We start from the raw sequence: 22,343 nt of genomic DNA on the forward strand, positions 1-22,343 counted from the left end.
TCCAAGTCACCGGTCTACCAACCCGCGTATGGCCACCTCCCTTCGTTTGGTAGCGAGGGTGATGGCTCCTCTTTTTTGATTTGGAGTTTCATCTATGTTCAAGGTCACCCCCAACCCGCCGGACACCGATCCGACATCCCCCTACGAAAGCCTCGACTCAAAAAAACTCCACGAAGCCGCCGAGCGTGCTCTGGACATTCACTTCCCCTCGACCGCCGACATCAAGGCCACGCCACGCACACCCAGCACCCTGTTCAGCGTCGACCCCGAGGCGTCGAGCGAAACCCTGATGGTCTACCTGGTCGAAACCCTGGCCTCGGTGGACGTCATGGTCCATCAACTGGTCGATCACCTGGACGGCGGCTCGCGCAATGCCCTGCTGGGCATTTCCAACAGCATCATGCTCGCCGAAATCACAGCGAACCGGGTGTTGGATCAGATTGATCCCGCCTGAGTAGGTAGACGCCGATTCAGCGTGGCCGACTCCGAAATGGCAACAGCAACAGGAGGCCATCGAGCAACTGCCCAAGCACCAACAGAAACCTGTTGCACAGATGCTCGATGCCCTGATCGCTCAGGCCACGACTAAAGCGAGCAGCGAAGGAAGGGAGGTTTTGCAGTAAGCGGATAAAACAACACCGGCGCGAGGCCGGTGTTGAGTTAAATCCATGCGATTCAACCTTTGCCGCTTGCCAATCCCCCGTCAGTCGGGAAAGCTGTTTTCGGCACAGATCCAAAGGATTCTGGCAGGAATCCCAATGCGGCCAACCTCAAGCTGTAGCAAAGTGCTGGCATGCCTGTTACCGGCTTTTCCGAAGGATTTCCACAAATGTTCACCTCCCTTGCATCGCGCAACAGAAAACCGCTCGCCCGACTCGCGCTGGCCATCACCCTGGGTACGCTCGGCCTGCCCTACTGGGCTGACACGGCCCTGGCCCATGGCGGTCACGCCGAGATGGTGCCGCTGCAAGCGGGCCTGGAAGAGTTTGGCGCCACGGTCAAATGGGACGACTACTCCAACCTGTTCACCATCGCCAAGGACGGGGTCTACCTCAAGGTCAAGCCGAACAGCAAAACGGCCATGCTCAACGGCAAGCCCATGGAGCTGACGGTACCCGTGGTGTTCAAGGGCAAGACCGCCTACATGTCCAAGGACTTCATCAACCAGGTGTTCCAGTCCGGGCTGGACAAGACCTTCGTCGTCGAGACCCGCCCCAACCCGCTCAACCCCTTAAGCGTCGCCGAAATCAATACGGCCGTGGACATCGTCAAGAAGTCGGAAAACTACAAGCCGGGCTTTCGCTTCACCGAAGTCTCGGTCAAGGAGCCGCCGAAAGATCAGGTGTGGAACTTCGCCCTCACCGGGCAGAAAGTCGACCAGCCGCGTGAGGCCTCGATCGTGGTGCTCGACGGCAAACACGTGATCGAAGCGCTGGTGGATCTCGACAGCAAGGCACTCAAGTCCTGGAAGCCGATTGAAGGCGCCCACGGCATGGTGCTGCTGGATGACTTCGCCACCGTGCAAAGCGCCATCGAAGCCAGCCCGGAATACGCGCAGGCACTGGCCAAGCGCGGCATCAACGATGTGAAGAAGGTTGTCGCCACGCCGTTGACGGTGGGTTACTTCGACGGCAAGGACGGTCTGGCACAGGACAAGCGCCTGCTGAAAATCGTCAGCTACCTCAATGTCGACGACGGCAACTATTGGGCGCACCCCATCGAAGGTCTGGTGGCGATTGTCGATCTGGAACAGAAGAAGCTGATCAAGATCGAAGACGAAGCACTCATCCCGGTGCCGATGAAACCGACGCCCTACGACGGGCGCGGGCGCAAGGGCACGCAGGTCAAGCCGCTGGAAATCATCGAGCCAGAAGGCAAGAACTACACCATCACCGGCAACAGCATTCACTGGCAGAACTGGGACTTCCATGTTCGCCTCGACTCGCGGGTCGGCCCGATCCTGTCCACCGTCACTTATGACGACAAGGGCAAGAAACGCAAAATCATGTACGAAGGCTCGCTGGGCGGCATGATCGTGCCTTACGGCGACCCGGACGTGGGCTGGTACTTCAAGGCCTACCTGGACTCCGGCGACTACGGCATGGGCACCCTGACTTCGCCGATCGCGCGCGGCAAGGACGCCCCGGCAAACGCCGTGCTGCTGGACGCGACCATCGCCGACTACACCGGCGCACCAACCGCAATCCCGCGCGCCATGGCGGTGTTCGAGCGCTATGCAGGCCCGGAGTACAAACACCAGGAAATGGGCCAGCCCAACCTCAGCACCGAGCGGCGTGAACTGGTGGTGCGCTGGATCAGCACCGTCGGCAACTATGACTACATTTTCGACTGGGTCTTCCAGCAGAACGGCACCATCGGCATCGATGCCGGCGCCACCGGTATCGAAGCGGTCAAGGGTGTGAAATCCAAAACCATGCACGAAGACACCGCCAAGGAAGACACGCGCTACGGCACCCTGCTCGATCACAACATCGTCGGCACGACGCACCAGCACATCTATAACTTCCGCCTGGACATGGATGTGGATGGCGAAAACAACTCGCTGGTGGAAGTGAACCCGGTGGTACTGCCAAACGATCGCGGCGGTCCACGTACCAGCACCATGCAGACTGAAAACAAAGTGGTCGGCACCGAACAACAGGCCGCACAGAAATTCGACCCGTCGACCGTGCGCCTGCTGACCAACTTCAGCAAGGAAAACAAAGTCGGCAACCCGGTTTCCTACCAGTTGATTCCCTATGCCGGCGGCACGCACCCGGTGGCCAAGGGCGCCAACTTCGGCAGCGACGAATGGCTCTACCACCGCCTGAGCTTCATGGACAAACAGCTCTGGGTGACCCGCTACAACCCCGAGGAAAAGTACCCGGAAGGCAAGTACCCGAACCGTTCGGACCACGACTCGGGCCTGGGGCAATTCAGCGGGGATAACCAGTCCATCGAAAACAGCGACGATGTAGTCTGGCTGACCACCGGCACTACCCACATTGCGCGGGCCGAAGAGTGGCCGATCATGCCGACCGAGTGGGTGCACGTGCTGCTCAAGCCGTGGAACTTCTTCGATGAAACGCCGACGCTGAACCTCAACGCACCGAAATAACGCGAACACAAAGGAAATGTAGGAGCCAGGCTTGCCGGCGAACAAGACGACGCGGTGTTCCAGATACAACGCGTCATCGTTCTTCGCGGGCAAGCCTCGCTCCTACAGGCGAAGAACGATAACGCGGTGAAACAGATGCACCGTGTCGTCCGGTTCGCCGTAGGAGCCAGGCTTGCCGGCGAAGAACGATGACACGGTATGACAGATGCACCGTGTCATTCGGTTCGCGGGCAAGCCTCGCTCCTACAGGCGAAGAACGATAACGCGGTGAAACAGATACACCGTGTCGTCCGGTTCGCCGTAGGAGCCAGGCTTGCCGGCGAAGAACGATGACACGGTATGACAGATGCACCGTGTCGTTCGGTTCGCGGGCAAGCCTCGCTCCTACAGGCGAACAAGACGACACGGTGTTCCAGATACAACGCGTCGTCCGGTTCGCGGGCAAGTCGGATCGCCGCCCGCTCGCTCCTACAGGCTCTCTACGGGCTGACGATGATCTTTCCCACCATCTGCGGATGCAGCGAACAGAAATACTCGAACTCTCCCGGCGTGTTGAATACCCAGGAATAACTGTCCCCGCTGTCCAGTGCCGCTGAGCGAAACGCCTTGTGGGTTTCCGCTACCGTGTGGGGGATTTCATCGTCGTTGACCCAGGTCACTTTGGTCCCCGCGGCGACGGTCAGATCCTTGGGGCCGAACATGAATTCCTTGATATCGATCTTCACTTCATTGGCCCACACCGGCATCGACAACACCAGGCAGGCCACCGCCAGCAATCGCGTTTTCATACCCATTCCCTCCCCTATGCCAGCGTCGAATCAATCAGTGCCAGCGGGTGCTCGCCCTGGGTCGCGCGCACATCGGTGACCCCCAGGTAATTGCGCAGTTGATCCGCCGCCACCGTCATCGGCCCCGGCGACGGCGCCATGCCCGGTGCCGGTTGTGGATAAGCCGTGCCGCGCGCCGTGTGGAAGGTGATATTGCCTTCGACTTTTTGAATGACCTGATGAATGTGCCCGTTCAGCACCGTCACCGAACCGTACTTGCGCAGCATTGCAATCGCCTGATCGCCATCCTCGGTCCCCCAGCCCCAGGGCTGATAAATCGTCCATAACGGGATGTGGGTAAACACCACGATCGGTGTGCTGCTGCTCACTGCGCGCAGGTCGTCGGCCAGCCACGCCAGTTGCTCGGCGCCCAGGGTCGCTTCATGGCCGGCCTGGAAGTTGAAAACGTTCACCAGGCCAATGAAGTGCACGCCATGGTCATCGAAGCTGTACCAGCCGTTGCCCTTGGTACCCTTGCCATAGCGCTCCAGGTAAAGCTTGCCGCCGCCCTCGTCGAGGGTGTCGTGCTCGCCCGGCACGTAGTGCACGGTAGCCGGCAAGCCTTTGAGCACCTGGGCGGCGGTGTCGAACTCTTCGGCCCGGGACAGGTGGGTGATGTCGCCGGTGTGCAGGATCAGCGAAGGGCGCTTGGGCAGCGCGATGACCTTGTCGATCGCCACCTGCAGGGTCTTCAGCGGCTCCGGATTGGCCTCCTTGTTGAAGCCGATATGCGAATCGCTGATCTGCACGAAATGAAAGGAACTGGCGAGCGCCATGGGGTCGGAGACCTGGCCGGCTTCGTCCAGGGCGAAGGCCCGCGGAATGCCGCCGTGCAAGGCCCAGATCACGCCGGCCCCGGCCCAGGCCGAGCACTTGAGGAGCGTCCGGCGGTCGGGATTCAACAGGCCGTCGGTGCGCTGGGGATGTTTTGCTTGAATGTCCATCGGGGTTTCCTCAATGCAGAGCTACAGTCATGTAGCGAGTGATGTGACTGGCATGAGGTAAACCGGGCGGGACCGCTGTTTTATTCCCGCTGAAAAAAATAAATATTTCCGGGAATAAAACCCCAGGCCGCGCAGTTATAAGGGGTGGGAAAGTGCGGAAACCACTATGAAGCGATTTGAGGAACTGTTTGCGCCGCACCTGGATGCCGCTTACAACCTCGCCCGCTGGCTGACGGGCAATGACAGCGCCGCGCACGATGTCGTGCAGGAAAGTGCCCTGCGAGCCTTCCGGTTTTCGCAGCGCTTCGCCGATGGCAACGCCAAGGCCTGGTTCCTGACCATCGTACGCAACGAAAGCTACACCTGGCTCAAGGCCGTGGCAGGTCGTCACTGGGTGGCGTACAGCGATGAGCTCAACGAAGCCGACGAGCTGCCAGGCCAGGCCCACTCCCCGGAGCTGCTGGCCATCCATACCGAAAATGCGGCGCTGATCCAGCAAGCCCTGAGCGCCCTGCCACCGGCGTTTCGTGAGGTGATCGTGCTCAAGGAACTCGAAGACCTGCCCTACAAGGACATCGCCCTGGTGGCCGACATTCCCATCGGCACGGTCATGTCGAGGCTGGCCAGGGCTCGGGCCATGCTCAAACTCGAACTACTGAAGTTGCACGCCCATGAATGAACTCGACTGCACCGTTTGCCGAACCCTGATACACGGCTATCTGGACAAGGAACTCGATCCGGCGGCGACCGCGAGGGTAGCCGGGCATCTGGCCGAATGCGCCGCCTGTGCGCGCGAGCATGAACAAGCGGCGCGGCTGGTGATGGCGGTCAGGCATAAGGCAGTGCATTACACGGCGCCCGCGTCCCTGACCGCCCGCGTGTTCCCCCCTGAACCGCCCAAAGTCTCGGTTATCGAGCGCTGGAGAAGCTGGTTCGCCCCGGTGTTTTCGGCGACGGCGCTGGCCCTGGCGATGGTGTTGTTCGTCGCGACGCCGGGCAGCGAACAACCCTTGATGGACGAAGCGGTCTCCAGCCATGTCCGCTCGCTGATGGGCGAACACCTGAACGATGTGGTGTCGTCCGACCGGCACACCGTCAAACCCTGGTTCACCGGCAAACTCGACTTCTCGCCACCGGTGTTCGATTACAAGGAACAAGGGTTCCCCCTGCTGGGCGGACGCCTGGATTACCTGCAACACCAGACCACCGCGGCGCTGAGCTATGGCCGGGCCAAACACATCATCAACGTCTTCATCCTGCCCGCCTCCGAAGCCGACAAGCCGCGCCAGACACAAACCATTCGTGGCTTCAACGTGGTGTCGTGGCAGGAAAACCACCTGCGTTATGTGCTGGTGTCCGACGTGGAAAAAAGCGAGCTGGAGGCCTTCGGCCAGTTGCTCAAAAATGGTGGCTGACATATTCGCCTGTAGGAGCGAGCGGGCGGCGATCCGACTTGCCCGCGAACCGGGCAGCGCGGTATTTCTGTCACACCGTATCATCGTTCTTCGCCTGTAGGAGCGAGGCTTGCCCGCGAAACAGACACCGCGGTGTTTCTGTCGAAACCGCATCATCGTTCTTCGCCGGCAAGCCTGGCTCCTACAGCGAACCGGGCACCACGGCGTTTCTGTCACACCGTATCATCGTTCTTCGCCGGCAAGCCTGGCTCCTACAGCGAACCAGGTGCTTTGGTATTTATGTCGCGCCGCGCCTCAGGCGTGCTGCTTGCGGTACTCCCCCGGCGCAATGCCGAAGCGCGATTTGAACGCGGTGGAGAAGTAGCTCGAATCGGAAAAACCCCACGAATACCCCAGCACCGACAGCTTCTGCTCCTTGCCCGACTGGCGCAGGGATTCGGCGCACAGGTCCAGGCGGCGATTCTTGATGTAGCGCGCCACCACCAGCCCCTTCTTGGCGAACATCCGGTACAGGCCACGGGTCGACATGCCCACTTCCCGTGCCAGCCATTCCGGACACAGCTCTTCGGAGCGGATGTGCTGGTCAATGAAACTCAAGGTCTTGCGAAAGGTTCGCTCGTGCAGGTCCGTGCATTCGTCGGTCTGGCTGATGGCCGGACGCAACAGGCTGACAATGGCCTCCAGCGTCGCTTCGCTTTCCTGAGGATTGAGGTTCTGGCGCGTAGCGTCGAGGATCAAGCGGTGCGACAACATCGCCATGGGTGAAGTCGCGGCAATCCGGTGGCCGCACTTGACCTGGTTGAAGCGCAGGGTCTGCTCCACCAGTTGATACGGCAGGATCAACGACAGTTGCCGGGAATTTTCGCTGTAGGTGAAGTCGCTGGGGCGCGAGGCGTCGATCAACGTGATGTCGCCGGCGGACAGCAACACCTTGTCGTCGCCCTGAGCCATGCCCGCCGTGCCATCGAGCTGGAACACCGCGAAGTACTTGCCGCCCTCGCCTGCCGCGACCTCCTGCGGCGTGCGATACAGCCGCGCCTGGCAGGCATCGACGAAGCTGAGCTTCAAGGCGTCGCTGCGGAATTCCCGGATCTGGCCGGCGAACTCGGCCCCCAGGGGCTGAGCGTTGAAGGCGCCACAGATCTGGTTGATCTGATGGATCCACTGATCGAACCCATCCTGGCGCTGTGCGGTTGTTGAAATCATGGCAGGCCTCACGCAGGCTTTGTTTTTATTGTCTACGTCAAAACGCGTGTTCTCCTGAACAGCGACTCTCCTTCAACGACGACGGATTACTTCAACCCGCCAAAGCGTCGATAAAAACTCTCGCCAGCGTCCGGCAAAGGTCCGTCGGCGGTTTCCAGTGCACTGTTGAGCCACTCTTCGGCTTTGGCGTAGATCAACCGGTAAATATTGCGGCACAACTGCCGGGCCGCACGCCCTTCCCAATCGCCGGGCAACAACTCGTCCGGCAGTTGCGGATCGCGCAACAGCAGTTTGCGGTATTCGTGAATCAGCAGAATCCGTGCCAGGAAACAGTCGGCCGGCTGCAGGTTTTCCTGCTCGCGCAGCGCCTGCCAGAGCGGCCGGAACAGCTGAATGAACTCGCTGTAGTGGGTCGCCAGCTCCTCAATGTTCCAGCTCTCGCGCACTTGCAGACGCAGGGCCTTGGACGCCAGCACGTCCTGGGCAGTGGTTTCGAAGACGATGGTTTCTTCCTGGGCGCCAAGGTCGAGCAAGGTCGCGTTGACATCGGTACGGTCACTGCGCGGGCACGCCAGCACCACGGGCGAAATCGCACCAAAACCTTGCCACTCCAGCTCTTCGCGCACTTGTTTGCGCTTGTCCTGGGTCAATTGCGACAGCATCACCAGGCACCAGGAACCGTCCCATGCCGGCATGGTCGTGCTGTAAACCCGCTTGAACGCCTTGTCGAAACGCCGGCGACCGGTGCCGGTCAGGCTGTAGTAGCTGCGTCGCCCGACTTTCTCGGCAGTCAGCCAGCCTTCTTTGGTCAGGCGGAAAATCGAGGTGCGGATCAGCCGTTCGTTGATGCCGATCGGTTCGAGCAATTGAATCAGGCTGCCCAGCCACACCGTCCCGCCGTGAGGCTCGATGGCATCGCCGTACAACGTGATGATCAGGGAGCTGGCGCGAATCGGCGTCTGCTCCTGAAAGCGTGTAATCAGATGGTTCAAGGGTGTCAGGGACGACATGGGCGTACCGGGCTGAAAAAAAGAAAAGGAATATACCGAATGTCTGTCAGTTAATCGCATTCCCTCGTAGGAGCCAGGCTTGCCGGCGAACAAGACGACACGGTGTTCCAGATACAACGCGTCATCGTTCTTCGCGGGCAAGCCTCGCTCCTACAGGGAATCTGCGCTGCCCTTGGGCCGCAAGCCCCGGTCATTCATGCGCGGGCGATCCGCCTCCGGCTCGCTGAGCGGCTCGCACACCTGCATCTGTTCCAGGCAACGCTTGGCAAGCTCCTGATACTCGCGGGTGCCCGCCTGCTTCCAGGCCACTTCCTGATCGCTGAGCGTGCGCTTGATGCTTGCGGGTGCGCCCATCACCAGCGACTGCTCGGGGCATTCGAAGCCAGCCTTGACGAAAGCGGCTGCCGAGACGAAGGACCGCGGACCGATGTGCGCGTTGTCCATCACCACCGCATTCATGCCCACCAGTGCATCGGCGCCAATCCGGCAACCGTGCAGCACGGCGCCATGGCCGATATGGCCGTTGCGCTCGACCACGGTGTCACTGTCGGGGAAACCATGCATCACGCAGGTGTCCTGCAGGTTGGCGCCCTCTTCCAGCACGATGCGCCCGAAGTCGCCACGCAGGCTGGCCAGCGGCCCGACATAGCAATGGGGGCCGACGATCACATCACCGATCAATACCGCTGACGGATGAACATAAGCAGTGGGGTCAACCACCGGGGTCAGGCCATCGAGGCTGTAGCAGGTCATGGCAGGTTCTCTCACAAAGCGATGCCGTTAATGACAAACTTTGTATCACATCGCTTTTAACCACACAAAGACAAAAAAGCGTATCACTTGAAAAAGCCGCCTTCGCGCCCCGCTCCATTACCGCAAAATTTGCCGAATAGACCAATAAAACCGGGACATTCGCTATGAGAATCAGCTTGCCTCGGGCCGCAGCACAAAATCAACAAACCGACGATAGGACACATTAAATCAATTTTAATGTTGATTTTGCGTATCACGTTGTAGGTATACTCCGGCAAAACCGGCACCCGTGGCCGATCCAATAACAAGCCGGCACTACCGCCGAGCGCACCGTGAGAGCATCCGCCATGCCTCTAACCCTTGCCGTCGAACTGATCGAGCCCGGCGTTCGCCTCATCACCTTGCAGCGTCCGCAAGCCTTGAATGCGCTGAACACCCAATTACTGGGCGAGCTGGCTGATGAGTTGAGCGTTGCGCAAGCCGATCCCGACACCCGCGCCGTGGTCCTGACCGGTAGCCGCAAGGCGTTCGCCGCCGGCGCCGACATCAAGGAAATGGCCGAGCGTGACCTGGTCGGCATCCTTGACGATCCGCGCCAGGCTTCATGGCAAGCCATCACCCGCTTCAGTAAACCGCTGATCGCCGCTGTCAACGGCTTCGCCCTGGGCGGTGGCTGCGAATTGGCGATGCACGCCGACATCATCATTGCCGGCGAGGATGCCCGCTTCGGTCAGCCGGAAATCAACCTGGGCATCATGCCCGGCGCCGGCGGCACCCAGCGCCTGCTGCGCGCGGTGGGCAAATCGATGGCCATGCAGATGGTGCTGACCGGCGAGCCGATCGATGCCCGTCAGGCCCAGCGCGCCGGCCTGGTCAGCGAAGTCACGCAGCCGGAATTCACCGTCGACCGCGCCTTGCAGGTGGCCCGCAGCATCGCCGCCAAGGCGCCGCTGGCGGTACGCCTGGCCAAGGAAGCCTTGCTCAAGGCCATGGACACCGACCTTGCCAGCGGCCTGCGCTTCGAACGCCACGCCTTCACCGTGCTGGCCGGCACCCGCGACCGCAACGAAGGCATCGCCGCGTTTCAGGAAAAGCGCACACCGACCTTCACCGGCCAGTGATCGGCACCGAACAACGAATTCGAACGAACTCCCAGAGAGCGCCAAGACCATGAATTTCGAACACATCCTGTTTTCCATCGAGGCCGGCGTCGCCCTGCTCAGCCTGAATCGCCCGGACCAACTCAACAGCTTCAACACGCAAATGCATGGCGAAGTGAAAGAAGCCCTCAAGCAAGTGCGGCAAAACCCGGACGTGCGCGTATTGCTGCTGACCGGCGAAGGCCGTGGCTTCTGCGCAGGGCAAGACCTGGGCGACCGCAACGTCGCACCGGGCAGCGCGGCACCGGATCTGGGCGAGTCCATCGAGAAGTTCTACAACCCGCTGATCCGTCAGTTGCGCGACTTGCCGATGCCGGTCATTTGTGCGGTCAACGGCGTCGCCGCCGGTGCCGGTGCGAACATTCCGCTGGCCTGCGACCTGGTACTGGCGGCGCGTTCGGCCAGCTTCATTCAGGCCTTCTGCAAAATCGGCCTGATCCCCGACTCCGGTGGCACCTGGACCCTGCCGCGCCTGGTCGGCATGGCCCGCGCCAAGGCCTTGACCCTGCTCGGCAATCGCCTGAGCGCCGAACAAGCCGAGCAATGGGGCCTGATCTACCGCTGCGTGGAAGACGCCGAACTGCGCGAAGAAGCGCTCAAGCTTGCGCAACACCTGGCCACCCAGCCGACCTACGGTCTTGCCCTGATCAAACGCAGCCTCAATGCCAGCATGAGCAACAGCTTCGACGAGCAACTCGAACTGGAAAAAGACCTGCAACGCCTGGCCGGGCGCAGCGAGGACTACCGTGAAGGCGTCAGCGCCTTCATGGAAAAACGCACCCCTGCTTTCAAGGGACGCTGAGCCATGACTGCACTCAATACCAATGCACGCATTGCCGTGATCGGCGCCGGCGCCATGGGTGCCGGCATTGCCCAGGTCGCCGCCCAGGCCGGGCATCCGGTGCTGCTGCTGGACAATCGTCCGGGCGCCGCCGCCCAAGCCATCGAAGGCATCGACCGGCAACTGGGCAAACGTGTGGAGAACGGCAAACTGGCCGCCGAAGCACGCAGCGCGACCATTGCGCGCCTGCAAGCGGTAGAGGCCATCGAAGCGCTGGCCGATTGCGAACTGATCATCGAAGCCATCGTCGAGAACCTCGAGGTCAAGCGCGCACTGTTCGCTCAACTGGAAAGCATTTGCAGCGCGCAGTGCATTCTGGCGAGCAACACCTCGTCGCTGTCGATCACCAGCATCGCCGCACAACTTCAACACCCCAATCGCCTGCTCGGCCTGCACTTCTTCAACCCGGCGCCGGTCATGGCGCTGGTGGAGATCGTCTCGGGTCTTGCCAGCGATCCAGTCCTGGCGCAGTGCCTGTATGACACCGCCAGGGCCTGGGGCAAAAAACCGGTACACACCCGCTCCACGCCCGGTTTTATCGTCAACCGCGTGGCGCGGCCGTTCTACGCCGAAAGCCTGCGTCTGCTGCAGGAAGGCGCCGCCGATTGCCCGACCCTCGACGCCTTGATGCGTGAGGCGGGCGGTTTCGCCATGGGCGCTTTCGAGCTGACCGACCTGATCGGCCACGACGTCAACTACGCGGTGACCTGCTCGGTGTTCGACGCCTATTACGCCGACACTCGCTTCCAGCCATCGCTGATCCAGAAAGAACTGGTGGACGGTGGTCGCCTGGGGCGCAAAAGCGGCCAGGGTTTCTACAGCTACGCCCAGGGTGCCGAGCGCCCGCAACCTGCCGAAACCGCCAGCGCGGCGTCCGTGGACCTGTGCATCGCCGAAGGCGACCTGGGCATTGCCAACGGGCTGCTCGGCCGCCTGCGCGAGCAAGGCGTCGAGGTGATCCAGCGTGATGGTCGCGGCCTGCTGCGGGTCGGCGACGCGGTGCTGGCCTTGAGTGACGGGCGCATGGCCTGCCAGCGTGCGCGGGAAGATGGACTGCGCAATCTGATTCTGCTGGATCTGGCGCTCGATTATGGCAAGGCCCAGCGAATCGCCATCAGCCACGCGGCGGGTATCGATCCATTGGCGCTGGAACAAGGCATTGCCCTGCTGCAACGGGCCGGACTGAAGGTCAGCCTGCTCAGCGACAGCCCGGCGCTGGCGGTACTGCGCACCGTGGCGATGCTGGCCAACGAAGCGGCCGATGCCCTGCTGCAAGGCGTGGCCTCGGCCGCCGACATCGACCTGGCGATGCGTGCCGGCGTCAACTACCCGCAAGGCCCGCTGGCCTGGGCCGACGCCGTCGGACCGGCACACATCCTTGCCGTCCTCGACAATCTGCAAGCGGCCTACGGCGAAGAGCGCTACCGCCCATCGCTGCTATTGCGCCGTCGCGTAGCCGAAGGGAGAACGTTCCATGACTAATCGTGAAGCCATGACACTGGCCAGCGAATGCGCGCAGGCCCTGTTCCAGCGTGACGCCGCCAGCCAGGCAATGGGCATGCGCCTGCTGTCCGCCGGCCCCGGCTGTGCCCGCGTGGGCATGACCGTGCGCGCCGACATGGTCCAGGGCCACGGCACCTGCCACGGCGGCTACCTGTTCGCCCTCGCCGACTCGGCGTTCGCCTTCGCCTGCAACAGCTACAACGAAGCCACGGTGGCCATCGGTTGCAGCATCGACTACATCGCCCCGGCACGCCTGGGCGACACGCTCAATGCCGATTGCATCGAGCAAAGCCGCTCCGGTCGCACCGGCAACTACGACGTACGCATTGAAAACCAGCAGGGCCAGTTGATCGCCCTGTTCCATGGCAAATCCTACAAAGTGCGCGGCACGGTGCTGACGCAGGAGACCCCGAATGAATGACGCTCTGATCATCGATGCCGTACGGACCCCCATCGGCCGCTACGCCGGCGTCCTGAGCGGCGTGCGCGCCGACGACCTCGGCGCGGTGCCGCTGCGCGAATTGCTGCGCCGTCACCCGCAAGTGGACTGGAGCAGCGTCGACGACGTGATCTACGGCTGTGCCAACCAGGCCGGCGAAGACAACCGCAACGTCGCGCGCATGTCGGCGCTGCTGGCGGGGCTGCCGGTCAGCGTGCCGGGCACCACCCTCAACCGTCTGTGCGGTTCGGGACTGGACGCGGTCGGCACCGCCGCCCGCGCCATTCGCAGCGGCGAAGCCGGGCTGATGCTGGTGGGCGGCGTGGAATCGATGTCCCGCGCACCGCTGGTGATGGGCAAGGCCGAACAGGCGTTTTCCCGTGCGGCCGAGATTTTCGACACCACCATCGGCTGGCGCTTCGTCAATCCGCTGATGAAAAAGGCCTTTGGCATCGATTCCATGCCGGAAACGGCGGAGAACGTCGCCGAACAGTTCAACATCTCCCGAGCCGACCAGGACGCCTTCGCCCTGCGCAGCCAGCAACGCGCCGCGGCGGCCCAGGCCAACGGACGCCTGGCCAAGGAAATCGTTGCGGTGGAAATTGCCCAGCGCAAAGGCCCGGCCAAGGTCGTCGAGCACGATGAACACCCACGCGGCGATACCACGCTGGAACAGTTGGCCAAACTGGGCACGCCGTTCCGCGAAGGCGGCAGCGTCACCGCCGGCAATGCCTCCGGGGTCAATGACGGCGCCTGCGCGCTGCTGCTGGCCAGTCCCGAAGCCGCCCAGCGTCACGGCCTGACCGCCCGTGGCCGGGTGGTGGCGATGGCCACGGCCGGTGTCGAACCGCGCATCATGGGCATCGGCCCGGTACCGGCGACCCGCAAGGTGCTGGAGCTGGCCAACCTGAGCCTGGCGGACATGGACATCATCGAACTCAACGAAGCCTTTGCCGCGCAAGGCCTGGCGGTGTTGCGCGAACTGGGACTGAGCGACACCGATCCACGGGTCAACCCCAACGGCGGCGCCATCGCCCTGGGCCACCCGCTGGGCATGAGTGGCGCACGCCTGGTGACCACCGCCCTGCATGAACTTGAGGAACGCAATGGCCGCTATGCCCTGTGCACCATGTGCATCGGCGTCGGCCAGGGGATCGCATTGATCATCGAGCGTCTATCCCACTAAAGAACCGCGATTCCCAAGGTGCCCGGAGGTATCCTTGGGTCATGCACTCAAAGCCCCTGAAGGCAGGGGCCGAAACACAAAAACAATTCGAGTGAAGTCATGAACATGCCAATTGCCCAATCCGTGCTTGATCCTGTGCTGGACCCGCTGGAGACCGCCAGCATCGATGAGCTGCGTCAACACCAGCTCGAACGCATGCGCTGGAGCCTCAAGCACGCCTATCAGAACGTACCGCTGTACCGTCAGCGCTTCGATGCGCTGGGTGTACACCCCGATGACATCAAGTCCCTGGAAGACCTGGCGAAATTCCCGTTCACCACCAAGTCCGACCTGCGCGACAACTACCCCTACGGGATGTTCGCCGTACCGATGCAGGACGTGGTGCGCCTCCACGCCTCCAGCGGCACCACCGGCAAGCCGACCGTCGTGGGCTACACCCAGAACGATATCGACACCTGGGCCAACGTCGTCGCCCGCTCGATTCGTGCGGCCGGTGGCCGGCGTGGCGACAAGGTGCACATTTCCTATGGCTACGGCCTGTTCACCGGCGGCCTGGGCGCCCACTACGGCGCCGAGCGCCTGGGTTGCACCGTGATCCCGATGTCCGGTGGCCAGACCGAAAAGCAAGTGCAACTGATCAAGGATTTCCAGCCGGACATCATCATGGTCACGCCGTCCTACATGCTCAACATCGCCGACGAGATCGAGCGCCAGGGCATCGACCCGCACAAACTGGCCCTGCGCCTGGGCATCTTCGGCGCCGAGCCCTGGACCGCCGAACTGCGCAGCGCCATCGAGGCACGCATGGGCATCACCGCCCTGGACATCTACGGCCTCTCGGAAATCATGGGCCCGGGCGTGGCGATGGAATGCGCCGAAACCAAGGACGGCCCGACCATCTGGGAAGACCACTTCTACCCGGAAATCATCGACCCGGTGACCGGCGAAGTGCTGCCGGACGGCCAGATGGGTGAACTGGTGTTCACCTCCCTGAGCAAGGAAGCCTTGCCGATGATCCGCTACCGCACCCGCGACCTGACGCGCCTGCTGCCGGGCACCGCACGGCCGATGCGCCGCATCGACAAGATCACCGGACGCAGCGACGACATGCTGATCATCCGCGGGGTCAACGTGTTCCCGACGCAGATCGAAGAGCAGGTACTGAAAGTCAAACAACTGGCCGAGTGCTACGAGATCCATCTGTATCGCAATGGCAACCTGGACAGCGTCGATGTACATGTCGAGCTGAAGGCTGAACACCAGCACCTGAGCGAAGAACAGCAGAAGGCCGTGTGTGGCGAACTGAGCAAGCACATCAAGACGTATATCGGGATCAGCTCGCGTATCGTCTTGCAGCCGTTCCACTCGATCAAACGCTCCGAAGGCAAGGCCTGCCACGTGATCGACAAACGTCCGAAAGCATGACTGCTGCACCCTTTATGACCCCGCATTAGCGGGGTTTTTTTTGGCCATATACGTCTCTTCGCTAACGCTGCCGACCTGCCCCCCCCTCTCGTAGGGGCCAGGCTTGCCGGCGAAGGCGCACCTGAGATCGCTTTCGCCGGCAAGCCTGGCTCCTACGCTTTTGATTTTGATCCACCCGCCCCTTCTGCAGACCTCGCTCCGCCGTTCATTCGGGGATCGGCGCCCATTTCTTTGCTAACGCCTACCAACCTGCCCCTCCCCCCGTAGGAGCCAGGCTTGCCGGCGAAGGCGCACCTGAAATCGCTTTCGCCGGCAAGCCTGGCTCCTACGCTTTTGATCTCGCCATGCACCTATCTCCTGCCCACCCGAAAACCAACCATTCATCCCAAAGCGATACAAAAACACATACGACACGATATTTTCTGTTTGATATTAATTTCTGTATCGCTTATAAAGTTCTCCATGCCCTCGAATAGCTTCAAGGCCGGAGAACAAAAATGTACGCACAGCTTGTAGAAACAGGAGTCAAGCGCATCAAGGACCTGTCGGAGATGTCCGAACAGGAACGCGCTTTCCAGGAAAAAATCGATTCAGAAATCAAGATCGAAGCCAAGAACTGGATGCCAGATGCCTACCGCCAGACCCTGATCCGGCAGATTTCCCAGCACGCCCACTCCGAAATCGTCGGCATGCTGCCCGAAGGCAACTGGGTCACCCGTGCGCCGTCGCTCAAACGCAAACTGCAATTGATGGCCAAGATCCAGGACGAAGCCGGCCACGGTCTGTACCTGTACAGCGCGATGGAAACCCTGGGCGCCGACCGCGATGAAGAGATCGCCAAGCTGCACAGCGGCAAGGCCAAGTATTCGAGCATCTTCAATTACCCGACGCTGAACTGGGCCGACATGGGCGCGGTGGGCTGGCTGGTGGACGGTGCGGCAATCGTCAATCAGGTGGTGCTGCAACGCACCTCCTACGGCCCCTACTCCCGGGCCATGATCCGTATCTGTAAGGAAGAGAGCTTCCACCAGCGCCAGGGCTACGAAATCCTCCTGACCATGATGCGCCACGGCAACCAGGCGCAAAAAGACATGGTCCAGGACGCGATCAACCGCCTGTGGTGGCCTGCCTTGATGATGTTCGGCCCAAGCGACGAACACTCGCCCAACAGCGCCCAGTCCATGGCCTGGAAAATCAAGCGCCAGAGCAACGACGAACTGCGCCAGCGCTTCATCGACCAGACCATCCCGCAGCTCGAGCTGCTGGGCTGCACCTGCCCGGACCCGGACCTGAAGTGGAACGCCGAGCGCGGCCACTACGACTTCGGCGAAATCCAGTGGAGCGAATTCTACGAAGTGCTCAAGGGCAACGGCCCGTGCAACCAGGAACGCGTCGCCACCCGCCGCAAGGCGATTGAAGACGGCGCCTGGGTGCGTGAAGCCGCCGTCGCCCACGCCCGCAAAAAACAAAACAAGAACGCCGCCTGAGGCAAACCGACCCCCTGTAGGAGCGAGCAAGCTCGCGATGGTCGTCAACGACGACGCTGGCAGCCTGACACCCCGCGGTGTTCAGTCGTTCATCGCGAGCGTGCTCGCTCCTACAGAAGCTATCGATGTGGAGTAACAGAAATGTCTGAGTGGACCCTCTTCGAAGTCTTCGTGCGCAGCAAGCACGGCCTGAACCACAAGCACGTCGGCAGCGTGCATGCCGCCGACACCACCATGGCCATCGAGAACGCGCGCGAGCTCTACACCCGTCGCAGCGAAGGCGTGAGCCTGTGGGTCGTGCCTTCGGCACTGATCACCGCCTCGTCGCCGGATGAAAAAGACCCGCTGTTCGACCCGTCGGACGACAAGGTCTACCGCCACGCCAGCTTCTACGAGCTGCCGGCCGAAGTCGGGCACATGTGAGGTCGACCATGGACAACAAGACTGATCTGATCGAATACCTGCTGCGCCTGGGCGACAGCGCCCTGATCCAGGGCCAGCGCCTGTGCCAGTGGTGCGGCAAGGCGCCGGCACTGGAAGAAGAGCTGGCACTGATGAACGTCGGCCTGGACCTGGTGGGTCAGGCGCGCAACTGGCTCGAATACGCCGCCGAATTGCTCGATGACGGCCGCGATGCCGATCACCTGGCCTTCCGCCGTGACGAACGGGCCTACCGCAACCTGCTGCTGGTGGAACAACCCAACGGTGACTTCGCGGTGACCATGCTCAAGCAGTTCCTCTACGACGCCTGGCATTTGCCGGTGCTGCAGGGCCTGAGCCAGTCCAGCGACGAGCGTATTGCCGGGATCGCCGCCAAAGCGGTGAAAGAAGTCACCTATCACCTGCGCCGCTCCGGCGAATGGATCGAGCGCCTGGGCGACGGCACCGAGGAAAGCAACCGGCGCATGCTCGCGGCGATTCCCGAAGTCTGGCGCTTTACCGTGGAACTGATCGCCGCCGACGACAGCGAACAGCGTCTGTGCGAAGCGGGCATCACCCCGGACATCGCCGCTGTGGCCGCGCAATGGCAAGCCAAGGTCGACGCGATTTTCGCCAGCGCCACCCTGCCCGTCCCTGCCGCACCGAGCTATTTCTACCTCAATGCACGCAAGGGCCTGCATACCGAGCACCTGGGCATTCTGCTGGCCGAGATGCAGTTCCTGCCACGAGCGTACCCCGATGCAACCTGGTGAGCTGATCGCCAGCGACCTCGGCGCACGGCCTGCACTGAACGGTGATCTGGACAAGGCCTGGGCGATCCTGGCCGACGTCATGGACCCGGAAGTGCCGGTGGTCAGCGTGGTCGACCTGGGTATCGTCCGCGACCTGGACTGGCAAGCCGGCCACCTGCACGTGGTGGTCACGCCGACCTACTCCGGTTGCCCGGCCACCGAAGTGATTGAGGACGACATCCGCCAGGCATTGGAACAGGCGGGGTTCAGCGCACCGAACCTGGAGCGCCGCCTGACCCCGGCCTGGACCACCGACTGGATCAGCGACAGCGGCCGCGAACGCCTGCGCGCCTACGGCATCGCGCCACCCGAAGGCAGCACCAGCAAACGCAGCCTGCTCGGTGAAAGCCCGGTGATCGCCTGCCCGCAATGCGGCAGCACGCACACCGAAGTGCTCAGCGAGTTCGGTTCCACCGCGTGCAAGGCGTTGTACCGCTGCTGCGACTGCCGGGAACCGTTCGACTATTTCAAGTGCATCTGAGCGGCGTTCGCCGTCCCAGCTGGAGAACAACAATGAGCAAATTTCACAGCCTGACCATCAAGGACGTGCGCGTCGAAACCCGTGATGCGGTGTCCATCGCCTTCGAGATTCCGCAAGACCTGCAAGACAGCTTTCACTTCACCCAGGGCCAGCACCTGGTGATGCGCACTCAGCTGGACGGCGAAGAAGTGCGCCGCTCCTACTCGATCTGCACCGGCGTCAACGACGGTGAAGTGCGCGTTGCGATCAAGCGTGTGGCGGGCGGACGTTTCTCCGCATTTGCCAATGAACAGCTCAAGGCCGGTCATACCCTGGAAGTGATGCCGCCTGCCGGGCATTTCAGCGTCGAACTCGACCCGGCCCGCCACGGCAACTACCTGGCCGTCGCCGCCGGCAGCGGCATTACGCCGATCCTGTCGATCATCAAGACAACGCTGGAAACCGAGCCGCACAGCCGCGTTACCCTGCTGTACGGCAACCGTTCCAGCTCCGGCGCGCTGTTTCGCGAACAGCTTGAAGACTTGAAGAACCGCTACCTGCAACGCCTGAACCTGATCTTCGTGTTCAGCCGCGAGCAGCAGGACGTCGACCTGTACAACGGCCGGATCAATGCCCAGAAATGCGAGCAACTGTTCGGCCGCTGGCTCGACGTCAAGGCGCTGGACGCCGCCTTCATCTGCGGCCCGCAGGAAATGACCGAAACCGTGCGCGACAGCCTCAAGGCCAAGGGCATGGCGCCGGAGCGCATTCACTTCGAACTGTTCGCCGCCGCCGGCAGCCAGCAAAAGCGCGAAGCCCGCGAAGCTGCACGCAAGCTCGATGCCGCCGTCAGCCATATCACCGTGATCAGCGACGGTCGCGCCCTGGCCTTCGACCTGCCGCGCAACAGCCAGAGCATCCTCGACGCCGGTAACGACCAGGGCGCCGAACTGCCGTACTCGTGCAAGGCCGGCGTGTGCTCGACGTGCAAATGCAAGGTGATCGAAGGCGAAGTGGAAATGGACAGCAACCACGCCCTGGAAGACTACGAAGTGGCCGCCGGCTATGTGCTGTCGTGCCAGGCCTTCCCGATCAGCGACAAGGTCGTGCTGGATTTCGACCAGCTCTGACCTCGCAAGAACTCCATATACCCGTAGGAGCGAGGCTTGCCCGCGAAGCTTTTGGCGCCCTCAAGGACGCCTTCGCGGGCAAGCCTCGCTCCTACAGGTAACCCGACTTTTTGATTCCAGGAGCCACCATGTCCCACGCCCCTACCCTGCAAAGCTTCATCGCCGGTCGCTGGATCGGCCAGCACGGCGCGCAGATCCTGCGCAGCGCCATCGACGGCCATGAAATCGCGCGCACTCATGAAGAACGCCCGGACTTCGCCGAAGCCATCGAGCACGGCCGTCGCCAGGGCGTCAGCGCGCTGATGGCGCTGGACTTCCAACAGCGTGCCCAGCGCCTCAAGGCCCTGGCCCTGTACCTGAGCGAGCGCAAGGAACAGCTCTACGCCATTTCCCACCACAGCGGCGCGACCCGTGCCGACAGCTGGATCGACATCGAAGGCGGCAACAGCACGCTGTTCACCTACGCCAGCCTCGGCTCGCGGGAACTGCCTTCGGGTAACGTCGTCCACGAAGGCCCGGCGATGCAGCTGAGCAAACTGGGCACCTTCGCCGGCACCCACATCCTGGTGCCTCGCGGCGGTGTCGCGGTGCATATCAACGCCTTCAACTTCCCGATCTGGGGCATGCTGGAAAAATTCGCGCCCAGCTTCCTCGCGGGCATGCCGTGCATCGTCAAACCGGCCAGCGCCACCAGCTACCTGACCGAAGCCGTGGTGCGCCTGATGGACGAATCCGGCCTGCTGCCGGCCGGCAGTCTGCAGCTGATCATCGGTGGCACCGGTGATTTGCTCGATCGCCTGCAAGGCCAGGACGTGGTGACCTTCACCGGTTCCGCCGACACCGCGGCCAAGCTGCGGGTCAACCCGAACCTGATTCGCAACTCGGTGCCCTTCACCGCCGAAGCCGACTCGCTGAACTGCGCCATCCTCGCCCCGGACGTCAGCCCGGACGACGAAGAATTCGAGCTGTTCATCAAGGAAGTCGCCCGGGAAATGACCACCAAGGCCGGGCAAAAATGCACCGCCATTCGTCGTGCCATCGTCCCGGCCAAACACATCGATGCCGTGGCCACTCGCCTGCGTGATCGTCTGGCCAAGGTTGTGGTCGGTGACCCGTCGGTGGAAGGCGTGCGCATGGGCGCCCTGGCTTCCCACGATCAGCAGAAGGACGTGGCCGAGCGCCTGGAGGCTCTGTTGCAGAGCAGCGACCTGCTGTTCGGCGCCCGCGACGGTTTCGACCCGCGCGGCGAAAACGTCGACAAGGGCGCGTTCTTCGCCCCGACCCTGTTGCAGGCCCGCGACCCGCACGCCGAAGGCGGCGCCCACGACATCGAAGCGTTCGGTCCGGTCAGCACCCTGATGGCCTATGACGACATCGACGAAGCACTGGCGCTGGCCGCACGCGGCAAGGGCAGCCTGGTGGCCAGCCTGGTCACCAAGGATCCGCAAATCGCCGCCAAGGCCGTTCCGGTCGCGGCAGCGTTGCACGGTCGTCTGCTGGTGCTGGACCGCAACTGCGCCGGCGAATCCACCGGTCACGGCTCGCCGCTGCCGCAACTCAAGCACGGCGGCCCGGGTCGTGCCGGCGGCGGCGAAGAGCTCGGCGGCCTGCGTGCGGTCAAACACTACCTGCAACGCGCGGCGGTCCAAGGCTCGCCAACCATGCTGGCAGCGGTCACCGGCGAGTACGTGCGTGGCGCCAAGGTCATCGAAACCGAGGTACACCCGTTCCGTCGCTACTTCCAGGACCTGCAGATCGGCGAATCGCTGCTGACCCACCGTCGCACCGTCACCGAGGCTGACCTGGTGAACTTCGGCTGCCTGTCGGGCGACCACTTCTACATGCACTTCGATGAAATTGCCGCCAAGGAATCGCAGTTCGGCAAGCGCATTGCCCACGGCTACTTCGTACTGTCGGCCGCCGCCGGCCTGTTCGTATCGCCGGGTGCAGGTCCGGTGTTGGCCAACTACGGCCTGGACACCCTGCGTTTCATCAACCCGGTGGGCATCGGCGACACCATCCAGGCGCGCCTGACCTGCAAACGCAAGATCGACCAGGGCAAGAAGAGCCCGCAAGGCATCCCGCAAGGGGTGGTGGCGTGGGATGTGGAAGTCACCAACCAATTGGGTGAGCTGGTGGCCAGCTATGACATCCTGACCCTGGTGGTCAAACGCGAGGATTAATCAACAGCCCTTGATCGTTCCCAC

General features: G+C 62.3%; 21 protein-coding genes. 16 read left to right on the forward strand and 5 right to left on the reverse strand.

The features are described 5' to 3' along the window. Positions 1–94 precede the first annotated feature (94 nt). The gene (locus ACQKP2_RS14565) at positions 95–454 is read left to right on the forward strand and encodes a DUF6124 family protein (protein ID WP_427577351.1); all 360 of its coding nucleotides are present in this window, start codon (positions 95–97) and stop codon (positions 452–454) included. 375 nt (positions 455–829) lie between these two features. Beyond that, entirely contained in the window at positions 830–3,118 is a 2,289-nt protein-coding gene (tynA, locus tag ACQKP2_RS14570; RefSeq protein ID WP_427577352.1) for a primary-amine oxidase, read from the forward strand. A gap of 479 nt (positions 3,119–3,597) precedes the next feature. Here tynA and ACQKP2_RS14575 read toward each other — a convergent pair whose 3' ends face one another. Further along, the gene (locus tag ACQKP2_RS14575) at positions 3,598–3,906 is read right to left on the reverse strand and encodes a cupredoxin domain-containing protein (protein WP_427577354.1); all 309 of its coding nucleotides are present in this window, start codon (positions 3,904–3,906) and stop codon (positions 3,598–3,600) included. Between the two features lie 14 nt (positions 3,907–3,920). Beyond that, positions 3,921–4,889, reverse strand: coding sequence for a metallophosphoesterase family protein (locus ACQKP2_RS14580; protein WP_427577356.1), 969 nt, complete (start codon positions 4,887–4,889; stop codon positions 3,921–3,923). A gap of 166 nt (positions 4,890–5,055) precedes the next feature. On the opposite strand from ACQKP2_RS14580, the gene ACQKP2_RS14585 reads away from it, so the two are divergent. Together ACQKP2_RS14585 and ACQKP2_RS14590 are read left to right on the forward strand one after the other, a co-directional pair. Beyond that, positions 5,056–5,568, forward strand: coding sequence for a sigma-70 family RNA polymerase sigma factor (locus ACQKP2_RS14585; RefSeq protein ID WP_427577357.1), 513 nt, complete (start codon positions 5,056–5,058; stop codon positions 5,566–5,568). After that, positions 5,561–6,304 carry an anti-sigma factor family protein gene (locus ACQKP2_RS14590; RefSeq protein ID WP_427577358.1) on the forward strand — a complete coding sequence of 248 codons (744 nt, stop codon included), beginning with the start codon at positions 5,561–5,563 and terminating at the stop codon, positions 6,302–6,304. The genes ACQKP2_RS14585 and ACQKP2_RS14590 overlap by 8 nt, the downstream gene beginning before the upstream one ends. A 294-nt stretch (positions 6,305–6,598) precedes the next feature. Here the strand turns inward: ACQKP2_RS14590 and feaR are convergent, their stop codons facing one another. The 3 genes from feaR to paaY all read right to left on the reverse strand — a co-directional run bounded on the left by feaR (position 6,599) and on the right by paaY (position 9,273). Next, positions 6,599–7,510: a transcriptional regulator FeaR gene (feaR, locus tag ACQKP2_RS14595; protein ID WP_427577359.1), complete on the reverse strand. Its 912-nt coding sequence runs from the start codon at positions 7,508–7,510 to the stop codon at positions 6,599–6,601. A gap of 86 nt (positions 7,511–7,596) precedes the next feature. After that, positions 7,597–8,520: a phenylacetic acid degradation operon negative regulatory protein PaaX gene (gene paaX / locus ACQKP2_RS14600; RefSeq protein WP_427577361.1), complete on the reverse strand. Its 924-nt coding sequence runs from the start codon at positions 8,518–8,520 to the stop codon at positions 7,597–7,599. 150 nt (positions 8,521–8,670) lie between these two features. Continuing rightward, a complete protein-coding gene (gene paaY, locus ACQKP2_RS14605) occupies positions 8,671–9,273 on the reverse strand; it encodes a phenylacetic acid degradation protein PaaY (RefSeq protein ID WP_427577362.1) in 603 nt (200 codons plus the stop codon). Between the two features lie 347 nt (positions 9,274–9,620). Between paaY and paaF the strand changes: the two genes are divergently transcribed. The 12 genes from paaF to paaZ all read left to right on the forward strand — a co-directional run bounded on the left by paaF (position 9,621) and on the right by paaZ (position 22,319). Beyond that, positions 9,621–10,394, forward strand: coding sequence for a 2,3-dehydroadipyl-CoA hydratase PaaF (gene paaF, locus ACQKP2_RS14610; protein WP_427577363.1), 774 nt, complete (start codon positions 9,621–9,623; stop codon positions 10,392–10,394). A gap of 49 nt (positions 10,395–10,443) precedes the next feature. After that, positions 10,444–11,235 (forward strand): 2-(1,2-epoxy-1,2-dihydrophenyl)acetyl-CoA isomerase PaaG, encoded by a 792-nt coding sequence (paaG, locus tag ACQKP2_RS14615; RefSeq protein ID WP_427577364.1) that lies wholly within the window; start codon positions 10,444–10,446, stop codon positions 11,233–11,235. A gap of 3 nt (positions 11,236–11,238) precedes the next feature. After that, a complete protein-coding gene (paaH, locus tag ACQKP2_RS14620; protein ID WP_427577365.1) occupies positions 11,239–12,756 on the forward strand; it encodes a 3-hydroxyacyl-CoA dehydrogenase PaaH in 1,518 nt (505 codons plus the stop codon). Continuing rightward, entirely contained in the window at positions 12,749–13,198 is a 450-nt protein-coding gene (paaI, locus tag ACQKP2_RS14625) for a hydroxyphenylacetyl-CoA thioesterase PaaI (protein WP_427577367.1), read from the forward strand. The genes paaH and paaI overlap by 8 nt, the downstream gene beginning before the upstream one ends. Continuing rightward, the gene (gene pcaF, locus ACQKP2_RS14630; RefSeq protein ID WP_427577369.1) at positions 13,191–14,402 is read left to right on the forward strand and encodes a 3-oxoadipyl-CoA thiolase; all 1,212 of its coding nucleotides are present in this window, start codon (positions 13,191–13,193) and stop codon (positions 14,400–14,402) included. The genes paaI and pcaF overlap by 8 nt, the downstream gene beginning before the upstream one ends. A gap of 99 nt (positions 14,403–14,501) precedes the next feature. Continuing rightward, positions 14,502–15,827: a phenylacetate--CoA ligase PaaK gene (gene paaK, locus ACQKP2_RS14635; protein ID WP_427577371.1), complete on the forward strand. Its 1,326-nt coding sequence runs from the start codon at positions 14,502–14,504 to the stop codon at positions 15,825–15,827. Positions 15,828–16,324: 497 nt separating this feature from the next. Next, on the forward strand, positions 16,325–17,314 hold the full coding sequence (gene paaA / locus ACQKP2_RS14640; protein ID WP_427577372.1) for a 1,2-phenylacetyl-CoA epoxidase subunit PaaA: 990 nt from the start codon (positions 16,325–16,327) through the stop codon (positions 17,312–17,314). Positions 17,315–17,455: 141 nt separating this feature from the next. Then, the gene (paaB, locus tag ACQKP2_RS14645; protein ID WP_007943393.1) at positions 17,456–17,737 is read left to right on the forward strand and encodes a 1,2-phenylacetyl-CoA epoxidase subunit PaaB; all 282 of its coding nucleotides are present in this window, start codon (positions 17,456–17,458) and stop codon (positions 17,735–17,737) included. 8 nt (positions 17,738–17,745) lie between these two features. Then, positions 17,746–18,507 carry a 1,2-phenylacetyl-CoA epoxidase subunit PaaC gene (gene paaC, locus ACQKP2_RS14650; protein WP_427577373.1) on the forward strand — a complete coding sequence of 254 codons (762 nt, stop codon included), beginning with the start codon at positions 17,746–17,748 and terminating at the stop codon, positions 18,505–18,507. Further along, on the forward strand, positions 18,494–19,027 hold the full coding sequence (gene paaD / locus ACQKP2_RS14655; protein WP_427577375.1) for a 1,2-phenylacetyl-CoA epoxidase subunit PaaD: 534 nt from the start codon (positions 18,494–18,496) through the stop codon (positions 19,025–19,027). The genes paaC and paaD overlap by 14 nt, the downstream gene beginning before the upstream one ends. Before the next feature lie 32 nt (positions 19,028–19,059). Next, positions 19,060–20,136: a 1,2-phenylacetyl-CoA epoxidase subunit PaaE gene (gene paaE / locus ACQKP2_RS14660; protein ID WP_427577376.1), complete on the forward strand. Its 1,077-nt coding sequence runs from the start codon at positions 19,060–19,062 to the stop codon at positions 20,134–20,136. A 128-nt stretch (positions 20,137–20,264) separates the two neighbouring features. Then, on the forward strand, positions 20,265–22,319 hold the full coding sequence (gene paaZ, locus ACQKP2_RS14665; protein ID WP_427577377.1) for a phenylacetic acid degradation bifunctional protein PaaZ: 2,055 nt from the start codon (positions 20,265–20,267) through the stop codon (positions 22,317–22,319). The last annotated feature ends 24 nt before the right edge of the window (positions 22,320–22,343 follow it).

It is taken from the genome of Pseudomonas sp. NPDC089569, from assembly GCF_050280625.1.
Lineage (GTDB): Bacteria > Pseudomonadota > Gammaproteobacteria > Pseudomonadales > Pseudomonadaceae > Aquipseudomonas.